The organism is Fodinicola feengrottensis, from assembly GCF_039530045.1.
Lineage (GTDB): Bacteria > Actinomycetota > Actinomycetes > Mycobacteriales > HKI-0501 > Fodinicola > Fodinicola feengrottensis.
Genome location: NZ_BAAANY010000017.1, coordinates 117023 through 132725 on the forward strand (window position 1 = coordinate 117023; position 15703 = coordinate 132725).

17 protein-coding genes and 1 tRNA gene are annotated in these 15703 nt (G+C 64.2%); 12 read left to right on the plus strand and 6 right to left on the minus strand.

Annotation, left to right across the window (positions count from 1 at the left end):
• Window positions 1-261: 261 nt before the first annotated feature.
• Window positions 262-1662 carry a hypothetical protein gene (locus tag ABD301_RS22140; protein WP_344312264.1) on the plus strand — a complete coding sequence of 467 codons (1401 nt, stop codon included), beginning with the start codon at window positions 262-264 and terminating at the stop codon, window positions 1660-1662.
• Window positions 1663-1820: 158 nt separating this feature from the next.
• Window positions 1821-2387, plus strand: a complete 567-nt coding sequence (locus ABD301_RS22145) for an HD domain-containing protein (protein WP_344312267.1) — start codon at window positions 1821-1823, stop codon at window positions 2385-2387.
• On the opposite strand, the gene ABD301_RS22150 is transcribed toward ABD301_RS22145, so the two are convergent.
• Complete coding sequence (locus tag ABD301_RS22150) at window positions 2355-2825, minus strand: NUDIX domain-containing protein (RefSeq protein ID WP_344312270.1); 471 nt, start codon at window positions 2823-2825, stop codon at window positions 2355-2357. The two genes, ABD301_RS22145 and ABD301_RS22150, sit on opposite strands and share 33 nt — an antisense overlap.
• Window positions 2826-2851: 26 nt before the next feature.
• A complete protein-coding gene (locus ABD301_RS22155; RefSeq protein ID WP_344312273.1) occupies window positions 2852-3610 on the minus strand; it encodes an XRE family transcriptional regulator in 759 nt (252 codons plus the stop codon).
• A gap of 157 nt (window positions 3611-3767) precedes the next feature.
• Between ABD301_RS22155 and ABD301_RS22160 the strand changes: the two genes are divergently transcribed.
• The 10 genes from ABD301_RS22160 (at window position 3768) to ABD301_RS22205 (ending at window position 10523) form a co-directional block, all read left to right on the plus strand.
• The gene (locus ABD301_RS22160; RefSeq protein WP_344312277.1) at window positions 3768-4181 is read left to right on the plus strand and encodes a hypothetical protein; all 414 of its coding nucleotides are present in this window, start codon (window positions 3768-3770) and stop codon (window positions 4179-4181) included.
• A gap of 24 nt (window positions 4182-4205) precedes the next feature.
• Entirely contained in the window at window positions 4206-4463 is a 258-nt protein-coding gene (locus ABD301_RS22165) for a hypothetical protein (protein WP_344312278.1), read from the plus strand.
• Complete coding sequence (locus ABD301_RS22170; protein ID WP_344312281.1) at window positions 4456-4794, plus strand: hypothetical protein; 339 nt, start codon at window positions 4456-4458, stop codon at window positions 4792-4794. The genes ABD301_RS22165 and ABD301_RS22170 overlap by 8 nt, the downstream gene beginning before the upstream one ends.
• Before the next feature lie 22 nt (window positions 4795-4816).
• On the plus strand, window positions 4817-5044 hold the full coding sequence (locus tag ABD301_RS22175) for a hypothetical protein (protein ID WP_344312282.1): 228 nt from the start codon (window positions 4817-4819) through the stop codon (window positions 5042-5044).
• Complete coding sequence (locus ABD301_RS22180; protein WP_344312284.1) at window positions 5034-5318, plus strand: hypothetical protein; 285 nt, start codon at window positions 5034-5036, stop codon at window positions 5316-5318. The genes ABD301_RS22175 and ABD301_RS22180 overlap by 11 nt, the downstream gene beginning before the upstream one ends.
• A 268-nt stretch (window positions 5319-5586) precedes the next feature.
• Window positions 5587-7137, plus strand: coding sequence for an FtsK/SpoIIIE domain-containing protein (locus tag ABD301_RS22185; RefSeq protein WP_344312285.1), 1551 nt, complete (start codon window positions 5587-5589; stop codon window positions 7135-7137).
• A gap of 2 nt (window positions 7138-7139) precedes the next feature.
• Window positions 7140-7367, plus strand: coding sequence for a hypothetical protein (locus ABD301_RS22190; RefSeq protein ID WP_344312286.1), 228 nt, complete (start codon window positions 7140-7142; stop codon window positions 7365-7367).
• A gap of 130 nt (window positions 7368-7497) precedes the next feature.
• Complete coding sequence (locus ABD301_RS22195; RefSeq protein WP_344312287.1) at window positions 7498-9084, plus strand: replication initiator; 1587 nt, start codon at window positions 7498-7500, stop codon at window positions 9082-9084.
• Between the two features lie 102 nt (window positions 9085-9186).
• Window positions 9187-9327: an excisionase gene (locus ABD301_RS22200; protein WP_344312346.1), complete on the plus strand. Its 141-nt coding sequence runs from the start codon at window positions 9187-9189 to the stop codon at window positions 9325-9327.
• Window positions 9327-10523 (plus strand): site-specific integrase, encoded by a 1197-nt coding sequence (locus ABD301_RS22205; protein ID WP_344312289.1) that lies wholly within the window; start codon window positions 9327-9329, stop codon window positions 10521-10523. The genes ABD301_RS22200 and ABD301_RS22205 overlap by 1 nt, the downstream gene beginning before the upstream one ends.
• Window positions 10524-10601: 78 nt before the next feature.
• Here the strand turns inward: ABD301_RS22205 and ABD301_RS22210 are convergent.
• The 4 genes from ABD301_RS22210 to ABD301_RS22225 form a co-directional block, all read right to left on the minus strand.
• Window positions 10602-10675: transfer RNA gene (locus ABD301_RS22210), tRNA-Pro, on the minus strand.
• Between the two features lie 22 nt (window positions 10676-10697).
• A complete protein-coding gene (locus ABD301_RS22215) occupies window positions 10698-12188 on the minus strand; it encodes an amidase (protein WP_344312348.1) in 1491 nt (496 codons plus the stop codon).
• 83 nt (window positions 12189-12271) lie between these two features.
• Entirely contained in the window at window positions 12272-13432 is a 1161-nt protein-coding gene (locus ABD301_RS22220) for a S53 family peptidase (RefSeq protein WP_344312291.1), read from the minus strand.
• A gap of 16 nt (window positions 13433-13448) precedes the next feature.
• A complete protein-coding gene (locus ABD301_RS22225; RefSeq protein ID WP_344312292.1) occupies window positions 13449-15662 on the minus strand; it encodes a hypothetical protein in 2214 nt (737 codons plus the stop codon).
• Window positions 15663-15703 lie beyond the last annotated feature (41 nt).

Here is a 15703-nt window from a genome sequence, read left to right on the forward strand (position 1 = left end):
CTTGATCTAAGAGAGGTCAACTCGTCAAAGGTGAAGACACTGGCTATTGAGCCTACGAGCGCTGGAGCGACTACAGCGAAGAGCAGTGTTGCCACATGCGGCTGCCGAGTGTCGCCGATAGTAGATCAAGATTCCCTCAAGTCCAGGACAGTGGAACCGAACATATGGCAGTGTGTAACGACAACATCACACCTGGCGGGATGGAGGTTGCGGTCAATGCGAGTATCAGAGCTATTCCGCCTAGATCGTACGCAGGCGACCTTGGATTTTGTCGACGTACATGTTGATGCGGATGTACCAGTATTCATCGAGCCAACTGCGTTGCGAATCCAGACTGGTAACTGGCACGACGAATGCATTGCCCTATTGCAGTCGTTCTTCGCAGAGGTTCTCGACGCTGTGTCAACTGGCGACACGAACCGGATTGTCCGGCTGCTTGAGCGGTTGAGCGAGCCAAACGAAACACATCTGGGTCTATCAAGAGGACAGTCGCGGGGGCGAGGTCTAGGAGGAGCTGGCGCGGAAAAAATCGCAACCGCTCTTGCGCGGAGCCAAGCGGCCAAATCTGGCCTACTCCACGATCTAGAGGATACGACCCTGTTCATTGAAGGGATCGGACGCGATATTGTCTCGGATATAACGACCAATGTCCTTCGAGGCGCTTTGATCGGATACACACAGCGTTGTGCCGAATATTACGAGATCCCCATGGAGGAGCAATATAGTGGGCCGATCTGGAACCCAGACGCACTGAATTGGCAGGAGGGTCAAGTGGCTTTACCTCGCGCAAACGACGACAAGCTACTTTTGGTGCCCAAGTCGATAGTGCGAACTGATTCGATATTCGGTACGACTGGTTACTATCGAGGTTACCTAAGACCAAAACTGCTGCAACGAGAAATCGAATCGGGAAGCTTACTTGTCGAAGTCCTAAAGACCGGACAACGCAAGGTCTCTATCAGGGAAATCGAAAAGAAATACCCAAAGAATAAACTTGCCTTGATTAAATACAGTGAGGATTTCCCTGATGCACTTCCTCAGTTCCGTAAGTCTGTTAACAAAATTACAGCTCCACCTCTAGACCATGGGGAACTTGCGGCAAGAACCTCTAGCCCGCCGCCCGACTTTCAGGGATTGATCGAGCAGGTAGCGGCAATCGCGCCGGGTCAAGCTGGGGCAACTCTCTATCACAGGAGTGTCGAGGCACTGATAAGCGCCGTTTTCTATCCCTACCTGGTGAACCCTAAGATGGAAAACCCGATCCATGAGGGTCGAAAGAGAATCGACATCACATACGACAATGAGGCCAGCGGCGGCTTTTTTTATTGGCTCTCCCTCCATTATCGCACATCAACCATTCCTATTGAATGCAAGAACTACGCAGGCGATCCAGGGAACCCAGAGCTCGATCAATTAGCGGGGCGATTCTCGCCGCAACGCGGGAGGGTTGGCATACTTTGCTGCCGGTCATTTGAGGGTAAGGAGCTGTTTGTCAAGCGATGTACGGATACAGCAAAAGACGATCGTGGGTACATTATCCCCTTAGATGACGACGATCTCAGATCTCTAATACAGAGCACGATGGTGGATCAAGCAGAAGATCGAATGAATCGTGGAGCTTTTACTCTCTTGCGCGAGCGATTTGACCGATTAGTCAAGTAGAGATCGAGCAAGAGCAGACTCATATCCATTGGCCAGAATGCACTGTCTTCCATGACGAAACATCCGGATGGACTACGGATCTTACGTGATGGACGCTGGTCCGCACATGGTCAGGTTTCGACCGGGTAAGCCCGGCCTATAACGGGTAACGTCGACGTGTGGTCGACGTGCAACTTGAGGATGCAAAGGCGCTGGCCGTGCGGCTGGTATCGCCGTTGGGTGACCGGTGGAAGCACGTGCAGGCAGTGGGTGGGCGCGCGAGCGTGTTGGCGCCAGCTGTGCCGGCCGATGACGGCGAGCTGCTGGTGATGGCGGGTTGGCTGCATGACATCGGGTACGCGCCGGAGATCACGCGTACGGGCATGCATGCGCTGGATGGGGCGGTGCACCTTCGCGAGCTGGGCTATCCGGAGCGGCTGGTTTGTCTGGTTGCTCATCACACGGGGGCTCGGTTTGAAGCCGCAGAGCGCGGCCTCTCCGCTCAGCTGGGGGCGTTTACGCTGGAAGACAGCCCGACCATGGATACCTTGATCTGCGCGGATCTCACGACGGGGCCGCAGGGTCAGCCGTTGCGGTTCGAAGATCGGATCGCTGAAATTTTCCAGCGATACAAGCCAGATTCGCCGGTTCACCGGTCGCTCACAGCTGGCCTTGAGTCGCTGACCGGGTCTGTGAAGCGGACGAGGCAACGGCTAGCCGATGTAGGGCTGCTCTCGGTGTTCTAGGTAGTGGTCGATGCGGAGTCGCATCGATGGGTGGATGTTGAGCGTGCCCAGCTCGGCGGGTTGTACGAAGACGACTTCGCTGGTCTCGTCGCTGGGGCGGGTGGTGCCGCCGAGCATGCGAGTTGTGAAGCACATCGAAAACTGCTGCCGGACCTCGCCGTCGTCGTACGCCATGACGTGGTGCGGGTTGCTGTAGATGCCGACCAGACCGACTACCTCGACGGTGATGCCGGTTTCCTCCAGCACTTCGCGTACGACTGCGTCGGCGACCGATTCGCCGAGGTCGACTCCTCCGCCGGGGACGGCCCACAGTTTGTTGTCGGTGCGGTGGACCATGAGGATGGCACCGTTGTCGTCGGGCACGATGGCGGTGACCGAGGGGACCATGCTGTTGGCCTTGGGTGCGCTCGGGTCGTTGAAGTAGTCGATGCGAGGCATGAGTTCAGCGTCTCATGTGCTGAGGGCTACCGCTTGGCGTCGTTCTCGTACGGGGTCGCGGAGTGCCAGACTTTGTCAAAGCTGGCCTGGTAGTGGTCGAACAGCCGGCCGCCGGGTACGCGCTGAAGGTGCATGACCGGCGACTGCGCGGCCGGCGCTCCGTAGACGTGCGTGTTGACGTACATCGTGTTGTCGCCGCGATAGATCGAGTTGTAGAGCGTCGCGTTGTGCAGGCGGACCTCGACACCCGGCGCGCCGATTGCGCGCTTGAGGTGGCTCAGCGACAGGCGGACGCGCGCGGCGACACCATCGCCGATGTCTTCCTCGTGCGCGCGGCGCTGCACGGCGTCTCCGTCCGGGTCGCCCAGCAGCACGCGCACTCGTCCGCCGGCTGCGCCCATCTCGATCATGGCTTCGGCCAGATCTGGGTGGCCGCTGTCAGGCAGGAAAAGACCTGCAAATACCAGGATGTCCAGCGAATCGGTGGCCTCGTCCACAAGGGACGGCCACAGATCGCGCGGTACGGCCGACCGGGTCGGGTATAGGCACACGAATTCGGCTTCGCTGGCGACCTTGGTTCGGGTTTCGTCAGCGACATCGGGCCACAAGTACGCCTCGTCCTTGCCCAAGAGCTTGGCGACTGACCAGCGGTGCGTCCGATGCGGCACTCGGCCGGTCATGATCCAGCGCTCGACGGTCTTTCGACTGACCGTGACCGTTTCGGCTACGTCGCGCAGGTCCAGGCCGGCGGCGGTGATCGCTCCGCGTAGGCGCTCGTTCGGCATCGCGTCAACCTCCGGGTACGTTTCGGGACGTTTCCAAGGTATCAGAAACGGCCCAAGACGGCCCTTGACGAGGTGTCGCCGTCCCCTCTATGTGAGGTTTTCTTTTTGCGTAGGCAGGAATTTATTGCAGGCGCAACACAGAGAGCGAGGAACGACGATGGCGTTCAAGCCGGGTATCAGGTTGGCGATTCCGTTCGAGGCGCTGTTTCCGCACGGCTGCGTGATTGCCGGCGGAGTCAGCGCGGTGACGGACTTCGACATCAAGAAAGGCGATGACCACAAGCGGGACAAGGCGACCGGGATGCGGCTGTGGCAGATCGCTGTTTTCGACGCCGATCCGGAGGCGCGGGACGGTCAGCGCGAGGTCAAGGTCAAGATCGCGTCCGAGACTCAGCCGGTGCCGCCGGGCGGCCCGTTGACGCAGGTCGAATTTTCCGGCATGACTGTCTCGCCGTGGGTGAACGACAAGGGCATGCGCCCCAAGGTCGAGTACTCCGTCTTCGCAGACGAAATGCGCGCGGTCGTGACTGGTCGGGCGAGTAAGTCCGCCGGTCAGCAGCAGGCAGCGTAGTCGCGGGGCGTGGGGGCAATGCAGATGGAACGCGGGAATGACCCGCTGCTGAACGCGATTCGAGAATTCGTTGCCGCGCGAGATGAGGCGGACGCGACGGTTCGGGCTCTGGTGGCCTACGCCCGCGAGTTGGCCACGACCCGGCGTTATCGGCTGGTGGAGATCGCGGAGGCGGCGGGGATGTCGGTGTCGGGCGTGCGGAACCTGTACGGCCCGGCGGACCTGGAAAGAGCACGACACATGATGTCAGTTATCGGGGAAGGTGGGCCGGAACATGAGTGACCGCGCGAAAAAGATCGCCGCTCTACGAGACATCGCCGATCTGTGCGAGGCGTCGCCAGACCTGCCGGTACCGGACGTTGCCGACTACTGCGTGTTGTCCGGCACCGACATCGACGGCCGGGCTGAAATTGGCCGGATCGCCGAGGCTCTGCGCGCTGCCGGTCGGTCGGTGAGGGTCAGCGAGCGCGACCAGCACTGCGCAGAGGCGCGGGCCGACGAGTACCGGGCGTTCTACGTGCTGCGCCGGTCAATGGCCAAACATGAGGCACAGTCCTCGTACCAGGACGTGATCGTGGTCGACGATGGCGCGGTTTTTCCCGAGGCGGCTTGAGATGTGGGCAGCGGGTGAGCGTGTGGTTGACGGGGTGGCGGTGCTGACCGTGAGCGGCGACCCGATGTCCACGGTCCGGGAAGAGCTGGACGAGCTCACGTTGGCGCTGCGCACGTGGGATCGGGTCTGGACGGTGCAGATCCTGGACCGGCTCGCTGTTGAGTACCCAGAGGTGACCGCGGTTCTCTGCCAAGGATTGGGCTGCACACCGCCGGTCCGACTCGGGGAGCAGGTGCGCAATGGCCGGTAATGAGAGCAGCGAGTTCGCTCGGCAGGTGGACTCTGCGTACGACCTTGGGCGCCGTCATGGCCAAGAGGCTGAGGCCGAGCGGATCGGCAAGGCCGTCGCGGTGATGGCGCAGCAGTACAGCAATGCGGACGATGGCTTCGGTTGGCAAGCGGGAGCGTGGCAGGCACTGGACGATGTGCTGCGGTTGATCGTGCAGCCTGCGATCTCTGACCGGCGGCTAGGTGACCCTGCGCCGGTCCGGCCGACGGTATCGATTCCGCGACCGACGCAGTAACGGGCACGGCGCCGAGCGCACGCGAAACTCGCTGACTCGGCGCCCTCCCCTTCTCATTTTCCCGAATTTCGGGACTACTTAAGGAATGTGAATTCATGTCCCAGGATAAGTCTGCCCGCAGTACGGGGGCGAAAAGGTGCCGTGAGTGCGGCAAGTTCTATCGACCTACGCCGGACGTGGTCGGGCCGTTCTGCCGGGCCTGCGCCGGTCAGGGCGAGTTGTTCACGATCGGTGTTCTGCGGGCGACCAGTTCGCGGCGGTGGTCCCGGTGATCGGCCGTGTCGGCAAGGCGGTACGCAAGTCACCGCAGGAGATGACTCTGGTTACGCCGAAGAAGTACCCGCTCGGCGTCGCGCTGCTGCTCTGGCTCGGCGTGCTCGTCGGCCGGCTCCTGTTGCTGGCCGGTCGGCATCCGATGGTGACCTTCGTTCTGGTCACGGCCGGCGCCTTGTGGTTCCGGGTGCATTGGTCCGCTGCCGTCGCGTACGTGGCGGTGCTGGTGCTGGTGTTCTCCGGGTGGCGGTGGAAGTGGCCGCAAGCCTTCCGGACCTGGGTCGGCGTACCGGCCCGCTCGGCGTGGCGTCGTGAGGTCATCTACCGGCGGCACTGGCAGCCCGCGATGGTTCTTTCGGGGCTGAGCAACGATTTTGGCCACATGGAGTACCTTCCGGTGCTGCGCCGGGTTATCTCGGACAATGCGTGCGACCTGGTCCGTGTCTCGATGATCTACGGCCAGACGCCGGGCGACTTCGAGGCCGCCGCTGAAGCCCTGGCGCACGTGTTCAAGGCCGCGTCGTGCCGGGTGGTCGTTAACGGGCCGCAAGAGCTGACGCTGATTTTCATCCGCCGTGACGTGCTCGCCGCTCCGATCCCGGCGCTGGATATCCCGAACCCGCCGAACCTGGCCGCGTTGCCGATCGGTCACCGTGAGCAGTACGCGCCACCGACCCGCATCGCCTCCGCGAAAACGTTGGTACGTAAGGGATTGCGGCGACCGGACGTGGTGGAGGTCGGTACCGGGCAGGCCGGGCGGTCGGCGTGGCTGCTCCGACTGATCGGCACTCACATCCTCATCACCGGGGCGACCGGCGCCGGTAAGGGCTCTGTGCTGTGGTCGCTGATCCGGTCCCTGGATGCCGCGATCCGTGCGCGGATGGTGGAGATTTGGGCGATTGACCCCAAGGGCGGCATGGAACTGGCTTTCGGGGCGCGGATGTTCGCCCGGTTCTGCTACGGCAGTGACCGCGAGCAGGACACCGACAAGAAACGTTCCTATGAACTCGCGTACGCCGAATTCCTAGAGGACGCAGTTACCGAGCTGCGCGCCCGGCAGGAACGGCTACGCGGCTTCTCCCGGCTGCACGTACCGGTGCCGGGTGACCCGCTGATCGTGATCCTGATTGACGAGCTGGCCTCGCTGTCCGCGTACATCGTCGACCGGGACGCGAAAACTCGGATCGCGAAAGCGCTGTCGCTGATCCTGTCCCAAGGCCGCGCCGTTGGCGTCCTGGTGGTGGCTGCCGTGCAGGATCCGCGCAAGGAAACCGTGCCGTTTCGGGACCTGTTCCCGACTCGCATCGCACTGCGGCTCACCGACGCTGAGCAAGTAGACCTGGTGCTCGGCAAGGGCGCCCGTGACCGTGGCGCGCTCTGCGACCTGCTTCCCGAATCCACTCCCGGCGTCGGATACGTCGTGCTGGAAGGCGTCCGCGAACCGGTACGAGTGCGGGCCGGCTACCCGACCGATGCCGACATCCGGGAAATGGCGCAATTCCACGGCACCGACCGGTCGACGGTGGCCTTCGATGAGGCGGCCTGATCATGCGCATCACGCTGGCCGGCACCCGCGACGAACTACACAACGGCGTGCGCGTCGTACGGATGCTGTTTCAGATCAACGGCCAGTCCGAGATACAAAACCGGGTCGGCGCAGACGGCAAAGCGCGGCTCGTGATCACCCTCGACGTGACGCCGTTAGTCGACACCGACCCGGCCGGATATCCCAACGATCGCAGCGAAGATCCCCGGCCGAGCCGGTGGGCACCATGACCAGCCCGGCGGACGAACGGCCGGAATGCGCGGCGTGCCTGGACTTCGGACACCTGGAAAACCTCGGACCGTGCCCGCACTGCCACCCCGACGAAGCAACCACAGACATAGATGAGACGGAGGTCCTGCCATGGGCGTGCTGAACATCCCCGCCGAGCTGATGACCACCGAAGCCCTACGCGACATGGCCATAGCAACCGGCGTGTGCGTACGGCCGGTGCTACAGCGGCTCACCGACTCCACCACCGGAGAGTCCCGGATCGTCCCCATCCCCTGCGGCGCCACGCTGGACAGCAAATGCCCACCCTGCGCCGAAAGAGCGCGGCGGCTCCGAATCCAGCAGTGCCGGGAGGGCTGGCACCTGGACACCGACCCTGAGCGCGATCCTGCCGGCGGCGACCTGGCGGACGACACGGCCGAGCTGGACGGCGACCTTGACGACACGGCGGCCGGCGACGGGCAGGAATGCGCCCGTACCGAAGATGAGGGGTCGGCGCGGTCACGCTCCACCCGTCGCCGGCAAGACATGCCCGACCTTCCCCGGCTCCCCATGGCCAAAACCACCGTCGGCCGCTCGTTCACCGGCTCGGACGGCACCGTCTACCGGCCGTCGACGTTCCTCACCGTCACCATGCCCAGCTACGGCAAGGTACGCCCGGATGGGACCCCGGTTGACCCGTCGACATACGACTACCGGCGCGCGGCCCTGGATGCCTTGCATTTCTCGAAACTCTGGGACCGGCTCGTGCAGAACATGCGCCGCTGCGTCGGCTACAACGTCCAGTACTTCGCCGCCGTAGAGCCACAACGCCGACTCGCGCCGCACCTGCACGCGGCACTCCGGGGCACCTTCCCGCGAGCAATCATGCGAGAGGTGGTGGCCGCGACCTATTTTCAACTCTGGTGGCCGCAGCACGACACGCCGGTCTACACCCGCCGTTTGCCTGTGTGGCGCCCAAATATCGGCGGTGGCGGCACATACGTTGACCCCGACACCGGGGCCGAGCTGCCGACCTGGGACCAGGCGCTCGATGCCCTCGACAACGACCAGGACGCCGTGCCAGCACACGTCCTGACCTTCGGCACCCAGACCGACGTACAGGGCCTCATCGGCGGACCCAGGGCTGACCGCGCCATCGGCTACCTGTGCAAATATCTGACCAAAGCCATTTCCGCCGGCGCAACCGCGGGCACCGACTCTGACGAACCGACTCCGGCGCAAGGCGCGCACATCACCCGCCTACACGAGCAAGTGCGGTTCCTGCCGTGCTCCCCCGATTGCGCGAACTGGCTTCGGTACGGCGTGCAGCCCAAAGACGCGCACGCCGGGATGCGCCCCGGCTGCTGCCCCCGCAAGGCACACAAACGACACACCCTCGGCCTTGGCGGCCGCCGCGTCCTGGTCTCTCGCAAGTGGACCGGCAAGACCCTCGAACAGCACAGGGCCGACCGGCGAGACGTGGTCCGTGTCGTGCTGGAAGCTGCCGGCATTGACCTGCCGGAGGGCGCCGCCCGCGACGAGCTGACCGGCGACGGCCGGCCCCGATGGCTCTGGGAACCGGTCCGCCCCAATGACGAACCTGTGCCGGTCGTGACCGTCCTGGCGCAGCTCATCAGCCAACGCCAGCACTGGCGAGAGCAATACGAACGGGCGCGCGATCAACAGGCGCTCATTAATTCCGCAACCAAGATCAACACTGCCGCTGAAGCGGCCTGAAAGACGAGGAATCCCATGCTTACCAATAAAGAAGCCGCGACCGGCAAACAACTCCTCCGGATCTCGGAGGCCATGCACGTACTGTCTATGACCCGCAGTGTGATGTACGAGCTGATCCGCTGCGGACGCTTACGTACGGTCAAAGAAGGCCGTACGCGACTCGTCCCGGCGGCGGCCATCGCCGAGTACGTTGCACTCCTTGAGCAGGAGTCGGGTCAATCGGCGCATCGGCGGGCAGCCTGATGACGACTCGCCGTAGCCGTGGTGACGGCGGCATTCACTGGGACGAGAGTCGGCAGCGCTGGATTGCGACAGCCAGCCTCGGATTCCGCGCTGATGGCACTCGCATCGTCAAGAAACGCAGTGCACGTACCAAAACTGCCGCCAAAGACAAGCTCAAGGAGATCATCCGCGATTACGAAGACGGGCTCGCGATTGCGCCGCACGCGTACTCCGTCGCTGACGCGGTGACGTACTGGCTTGCCCACGGACTCAACGGACGCTCGCAAGACACGGTCGACAACTACCGGACCTTGGCTGACAAACACATCGTGCCGGCGCTCGGCCCCCGGAAGCTCCGGGAACTGTCCGTCGAAGACATCGACAAATGGCTCGCCCGTAAGGCAAAGACTCTGAGCACGCGGACACTGCGGCTAATTCACTCACTTCTCAATCGTGCGGTGAAAAACGCGCAGGCTCGCGACAAAGTCAAGCGCAACGTTGTCGGCCTGGTGGAGATCCCGACCGGGCAAGACGGGCGCCCGTCCAAGTCACTCAACCTCGACCAGGCGGAAGCCGTCCTCGTCGCGGCGGAATGGTCAAGGCTGCACGCGTACGTCGTGCTGTCTCTCCTGACCGGTGCTCGTACGGAAGAGCTGCGCGCCCTTGAATGGACACACGTCGTGGCGTACGAAGAAAAACGCAAGGCATGGCTCCCGGTGACCGAGATCGGCTGGAGTCACGAACGCTTCGGCATCTACGTCTGGCGGTCGGTCCGCGAGGGTGGCGACACCAAGACAGTGAAGTCCCGCCGGACACTCGGCTTGCCGGTGCGGTGCTTCGAGGCGTTGGAACTGCACCAGACCTTGCAAACGACCGAGCGCGAGACGGCCGGCAAGAACTGGAAGGAACACGGCCTGGTCTTCGCGTCGCAGCTCGGTACGCCGCTGGACTCGCACAACGTCCGGCGTAACTTCCGCCAGGTGGCCAAGCGCGCCGGGCTCGTCGCAGCGGACTGGACGCCCCGCGAGCTGCGGCACAGCTTCGTCTCGCTGCTGTCCGATGACGGCGTACCCTTGGAACGGATCTCCCGCCTGGTCGGTCACAGCGGTACGACAGTCACCGAAACCGTGTACCGGCACCAGATCCGTCCGGTCATGGATGACGGCGCGACCGCCATGGATCGGATCTTCTCCGATGAGGGCGGCGACGCTGCATAGTCACTCAGTTAGTCACCCAGGCGCGAAAAAGGGGTTACACCGAAACCGGTGTAACCCCTTCCTACTGCCACAACACCGTCGGGACGACAGGATTTGAACCTGCGACCCCTTGACCCCCAGTCAAGTGCGCTACCAAGCTGCGCCACGTCCCGGTGTCACTGCGACCCGCCAAGTCTAGCCGAGCGGGGGTCGCCGGTCGGCCCAGGGGGCGGCCTGCTCCAGCTGGGATGCCAACCGGAGCAGGGTCGGCTCGCCACCCAGGGCAGCCACCAGTTGTACGCCCAGCGGCAGGCCTTCGTCGGTCCAGTGCAGCGGGACCGACATGGCCGGCCGGCCAGTGACGTTGGCCAGCTGTGTGTACGGGACCCAGCCGAGGTTGTCGGTGATCATCTTGTCCACCACGCCGACGCGTTTCAGGATGCCGGCGGCACCGACTTTGAGGATGCCGCTGGCGGCCGTACGCACGGCGGGTGGGAGGTCGAAGGCGCCGATCAGGGGCGGCGGGGTGGCCAGCGTCGGGGTCAGGAGCAGGTCGTACGCCTGGTGGAAGGCAGCCAGCCGGCGGACGTGGTCGTGCCGCCGTTCGAGGGCGGCGATGTAGTCGACGGCGCTGGTGCCGCGGCCGAGGCCGGCCATCACGAGGGTGTCCTGTTCGAAGGCGGCATTTGCGCAGCCTGTCGAGGCCTTGATCGACGCCACCTGCCCCGCCACGCTGGCGAACCAGGTGGTGAGGAAATCCCTGGTCAGCACCTCGTCGTCGTACGGCGCGCTGGACAGCTCGACGATCTCGTGGCCGAGTGAGTCGAGCAGCTTGGTGGCGGTGGCGACCGCGGCCCTGGCGGCGGCGGACGGGGTGGGATTGATCGTGGTCGGGACGTAGACGCCGATCCGCAACCGGCCCGGCTCCTTGCCGACCTCGTCCGCGAAGGACGTTCCCGGCACGTACGGCAAATAGGGCGTCGACGGCTCAGCGCCGGCCAGCACGTCCAGCATCACGGCGGTGTCCCGTACGCTCCGGGAAATCACACCGTCGGTGGCCGAGCCATGCAACTGTTCCCCGGTGACAGGGCCGGCCGGAATCAGTCCCCTGCCGACCTTCAGACCGAAAAGTCCGCAGCAGGCGGCCGGGATTCGGATCGAGCCGCCGCCGTCGCTGGCCCCGGCGACCGGCACGATCCCGGCCGCCACCGCGGCGGCCGCACCGCCGCTGGAGCCGCCGGGCGTACGGCCCAGGTCCCACGGATTGCGGGCCGGGCCGAAAAGCTCCGGCTCGGTGATCCCTTTCGCGCCGAACTCCGGCGTGTTCGTCTTGCCGAAAATCACCAGCCCGGCGTCGATCCACCGCTGGACGACCGTCGCGTGCTCACCGGCCACCACCTTCGCGAGCGACCGGGATCCGCCGCTGGTCGGATGGCCCGCGTAGTCCTGATGCAAGTCCTTGATCAGGAACGGCACGCCGTCGAACGGGCGCCCGGCGTCGGGGGCGCGCCGCGCGTGCTCGTCGGCGTCCGCGTCCATCGTCCGTACGACGGCGTTGACCTGCGGATTCACCTGCGCCATCCGCTCGCGGGCGGCGGCCAGCAACTCACCAGCCGGCACTTCCCGCCGCGCGACCAGTTCCGCCAACCCGAGGCCGTCATAGCGCTGGTATTCGTCGAGGTCCATGCCCACTCCGTTTCGCACGGGAAGATGGCATAGACCTATCACGTCGACTGGCCGGGCGCCGGGCCCGGCCAGCCGACAGGACACTAGAACGCGGTCAGGCCCTTCGGCGTACCGACTCCGGTCGGACCGTCATAGCCGGGCTGCGCGGTGCAGAGATAGTCGTTGCCGCATTTGCGGCCGTGCCCCAGCGGATCGTTCGTACCGGTGGTGATGTCGTTAAATACCTCCGGGTGCTGGTAGAGCTTGTCGACCGTGGCGTTGTCGTTAGCCTGCCCGTACATTCCAGCGATGAAAGGCGCCGACGCGCTGGTCCCGCCGATCGTCAGCCAGCCGCCTTGATTTTGGTTGTACATCGCGATGTTGTCACCCGCGGCGGACACATCCGCGGTCGTACGCATCGAGCAGTTCGGGTCGTGCTGGCGAGCTGGCTTGTCCACATACGCCGAACAACCACCGCCGCCATAAAGCCACGCCGATTCGTCGAATCCGCGAGCACTACCCGATTTCGTCAACTCGGTGCCACCGACGGCGATCACATTCGCGCCATTGGCGGGAAAAGACGCCGCTGTGAAGCCCGCGTCGCCAGTGGACACCACGACCTGGTGACCGGGCTGGTCGTAAGCCGACGCGTACGCCTGCGTCGCACCCGACTCATTGAGGCCGTAGCTGTTGGACACCACCTTGGCACCCTTGCCCGCGGTGACCGCGGCCGCCGCGAGGTCGTCGAGACTCGGTGTTTTCGCTTCCACCACCAGGATGTGGCAGGTCGGGCAGGAGGCCGAGATCATCGACACATCCAGGGATTCCTCGACTTCCCAACCCGGATCGTTGTCCGGCAAGGGGGTTGCGTTCCCGTCCTGGTTCTCCACTTTCAAGCAGCCGCTGGCAGACGTACAAGCCGGCAAGCCGTACTGACTGCGATAAGCCGCCAAATCACTTTCCAGATTGAGCGAGTGGTACGCGATCGCCACCGCCACTGTGCTGCCCGGCCCCGGCGTCGCCGGAAGTTGGTACGCCGCACGAAGATCGGTCGCTCCAAGACCGTCTGGGACGGCCGCCGTCTTGTTCGTACGCGGCTGCTTTTTGAACAATGTCAGGCAATGTGCCACTAGTCCCGGCCGGGGCGCACATGCCTGAGCGAATCCCTGCGGGACCAGGGGGGTGGCCGCCGAGGCCGAGGTCGGCGCCATGGCCAGCGCGCCGAGCACGCCAGCCGTGACCGCGATTTTGGCTGTTATAGACACGTAGAACTCCGTTCTGTCAGGTCAGCTGGTACGCGCGGGTGACGGTTTCGGAGATCGCGCCGCCAGCCGCGTCGGTGCCGGACTCCCGCAATGTCACGAAACCGGTGGTGGCCGTGTAGCAGGCGGTGAACTTCCCGCCGCCGAGCGACCGCACCGTCGCCGGCCGCCAGGTTTTACCGTCATCGGTGGAGAAATCGACGGTGGCGCCGGTGATCGCAGCCGGCTTCGCAGTCGGCAGATGGCCGAGTTGCACGTCGACGACCTGGCGCCCTCCGGCGACAGTTCCGTGCACACTCATACCGCCGATCGTGGTCTGTACAGTCATCAGCGGCTCGACGGCGCAGTTGTTGTCTGGTGGCTGGTCACCAAGCGCACAGCGATAGCCGGCCGGCAACGTCGGGCCGGTCTGGTGCTGGCTGCGCCAGGTCCATTCGGTGTGGCTCTGGGTGGACAGCTTGTACGCCGGCCCCTCGCGGGTCGCGTCAAGGACCATCCGGATCGTCGACGGCTCCGGGCTCAGCGTCGCCGATGGCACCGTTGGCCTGTCCCCTGCCGCACCCTCGGCGATTTTCATGCCGTTCTGGTCAATTTGGTACGTCCCGAAGACCGTGTCGGTTGGTTCCCCGTAAATGCCCATTCCGGTGTGTCCGGGTTCGTTGTCACTGAAGGGAAGAAGGTTGAAGGCCACAGTGTCGCCGGAACGCTCGGCTGGGGGCTGCACATCCCAGCCGCCGGTCTTGCTCACCCGGACCGGCCCAGCCGGGTGCAACGGGAAGGCGTTCCAGTTCTCCCGTACGGACTGACCGGGCGAATAGACCTTGAAATCGTCATACTGCCCGCCGTACCAGGCCTGGAATCCGCCCTCGTCGTGGGTGTATTTCGCCATTCCGCCAAACCATCCGAGCCCGTGCCCGGCCGAGACATATTCGGTCTGATGGGTCGGGTAAGACAACTGATGATCTGGCCTCAGCACGAAGTCGTTAGCCTCGAACGGAAACATCCCGGTCTGCTGCATGACGCCAACCGAGTCGACGTCGTTGTAGTAGTACGCGTCCAGGGTCGCCATGTTCGCCCGGGAGGCCACGTATGTCTGCGACGGAATCACCCCACTGGTGGGATATTGCAGCGCGTACGCGTACGGGACACCACTCCCCTTCGGCGAAGTCAGCCGCCGATAGGGGAAAGTGTCCAACGTGCCAATGCTGACCGGCGTTTTCGTCGGCGCCACCCAGATCGGACCGCCCGGCGCGACACTCACGTCCAAATACAGATCCGAGCCGGTGAGCGGCGCCCGCCGAAAGACGAAACCACCCTCCTGGGGGTCGGCCGGCCGCGGCGTGACCATGGTGACTTTGCTGGTCGCCTCGCTGGCCGCGAGGGCGACGGTGGTGTTGTCCGAGATACTGAACTGCGGACGGGTAACCACTCGCATAGCCGTCGCGTTGCCGGCCGCGTCGGTGTCGAAGAAATACGCAATCGCCGCGTAGTTGCCCGCTGGCACGCTGTATTTGGCCGAACCGTTGTAGAAGCTGCTGATAGCATCCTGGTCGGCACCGATCCGGATGCTGTCATCGAGGTTGACAAGCACCATCGGGTCGAGGTTGTCCGGCTTGCCGACCGCGTCGGTGGCGGTGAAAGTCACCGTCTTCATCGGGAAATGCGGCCGTACGACCGGAGCCGTCTTGGCGCCGGCCAACGAAATCGCCGCCCCACCACCGAAAAGGCCGGAGCCGCTGGCATGTCCTCCGGCGGCCCGATCCGCGAGGAACTGTTTCACCAGCGCGGCTCCGAATGTCTTGCCCGACGAACCAGTCAGATATCCGGTGTGGGCGCCGGTCATCGTGATGCCCGGAACCGCCGGCTGGCTGCCCGCATAGTCCACCTGAACCGGCACCCGCTGGTCGGACTCAGCCGCCCGCAACGCGTCCACGTCGAAAAGGCTCAGATCCAGCCCGCGGCCCAGATACGGCATTGCCGCCGCCGGGATTTCGTACGATTTTCCGCCCAGTGTCAGCGAAACCAGCATCCGCCCCAGCCCACTGGAGGCGGCAGGAGTGACCGCCCCCGCTCGATGTCCAGATGATGGAGATATGTCATTAATTTGGTCACCTGTGGGCAGCAGGACGGTTCCGGCCAGCGCCGGTGCCGCCTTCTGGTCCGCCGCGGCTGGCATGCCGGCCAGCCCGGCAGCCATCACCGCAATCGCCGCGCACGCGGCGACTCTGGACATATTCAGCACATTTCCTCCCGTTGGGATCGGTACCCGAAGAA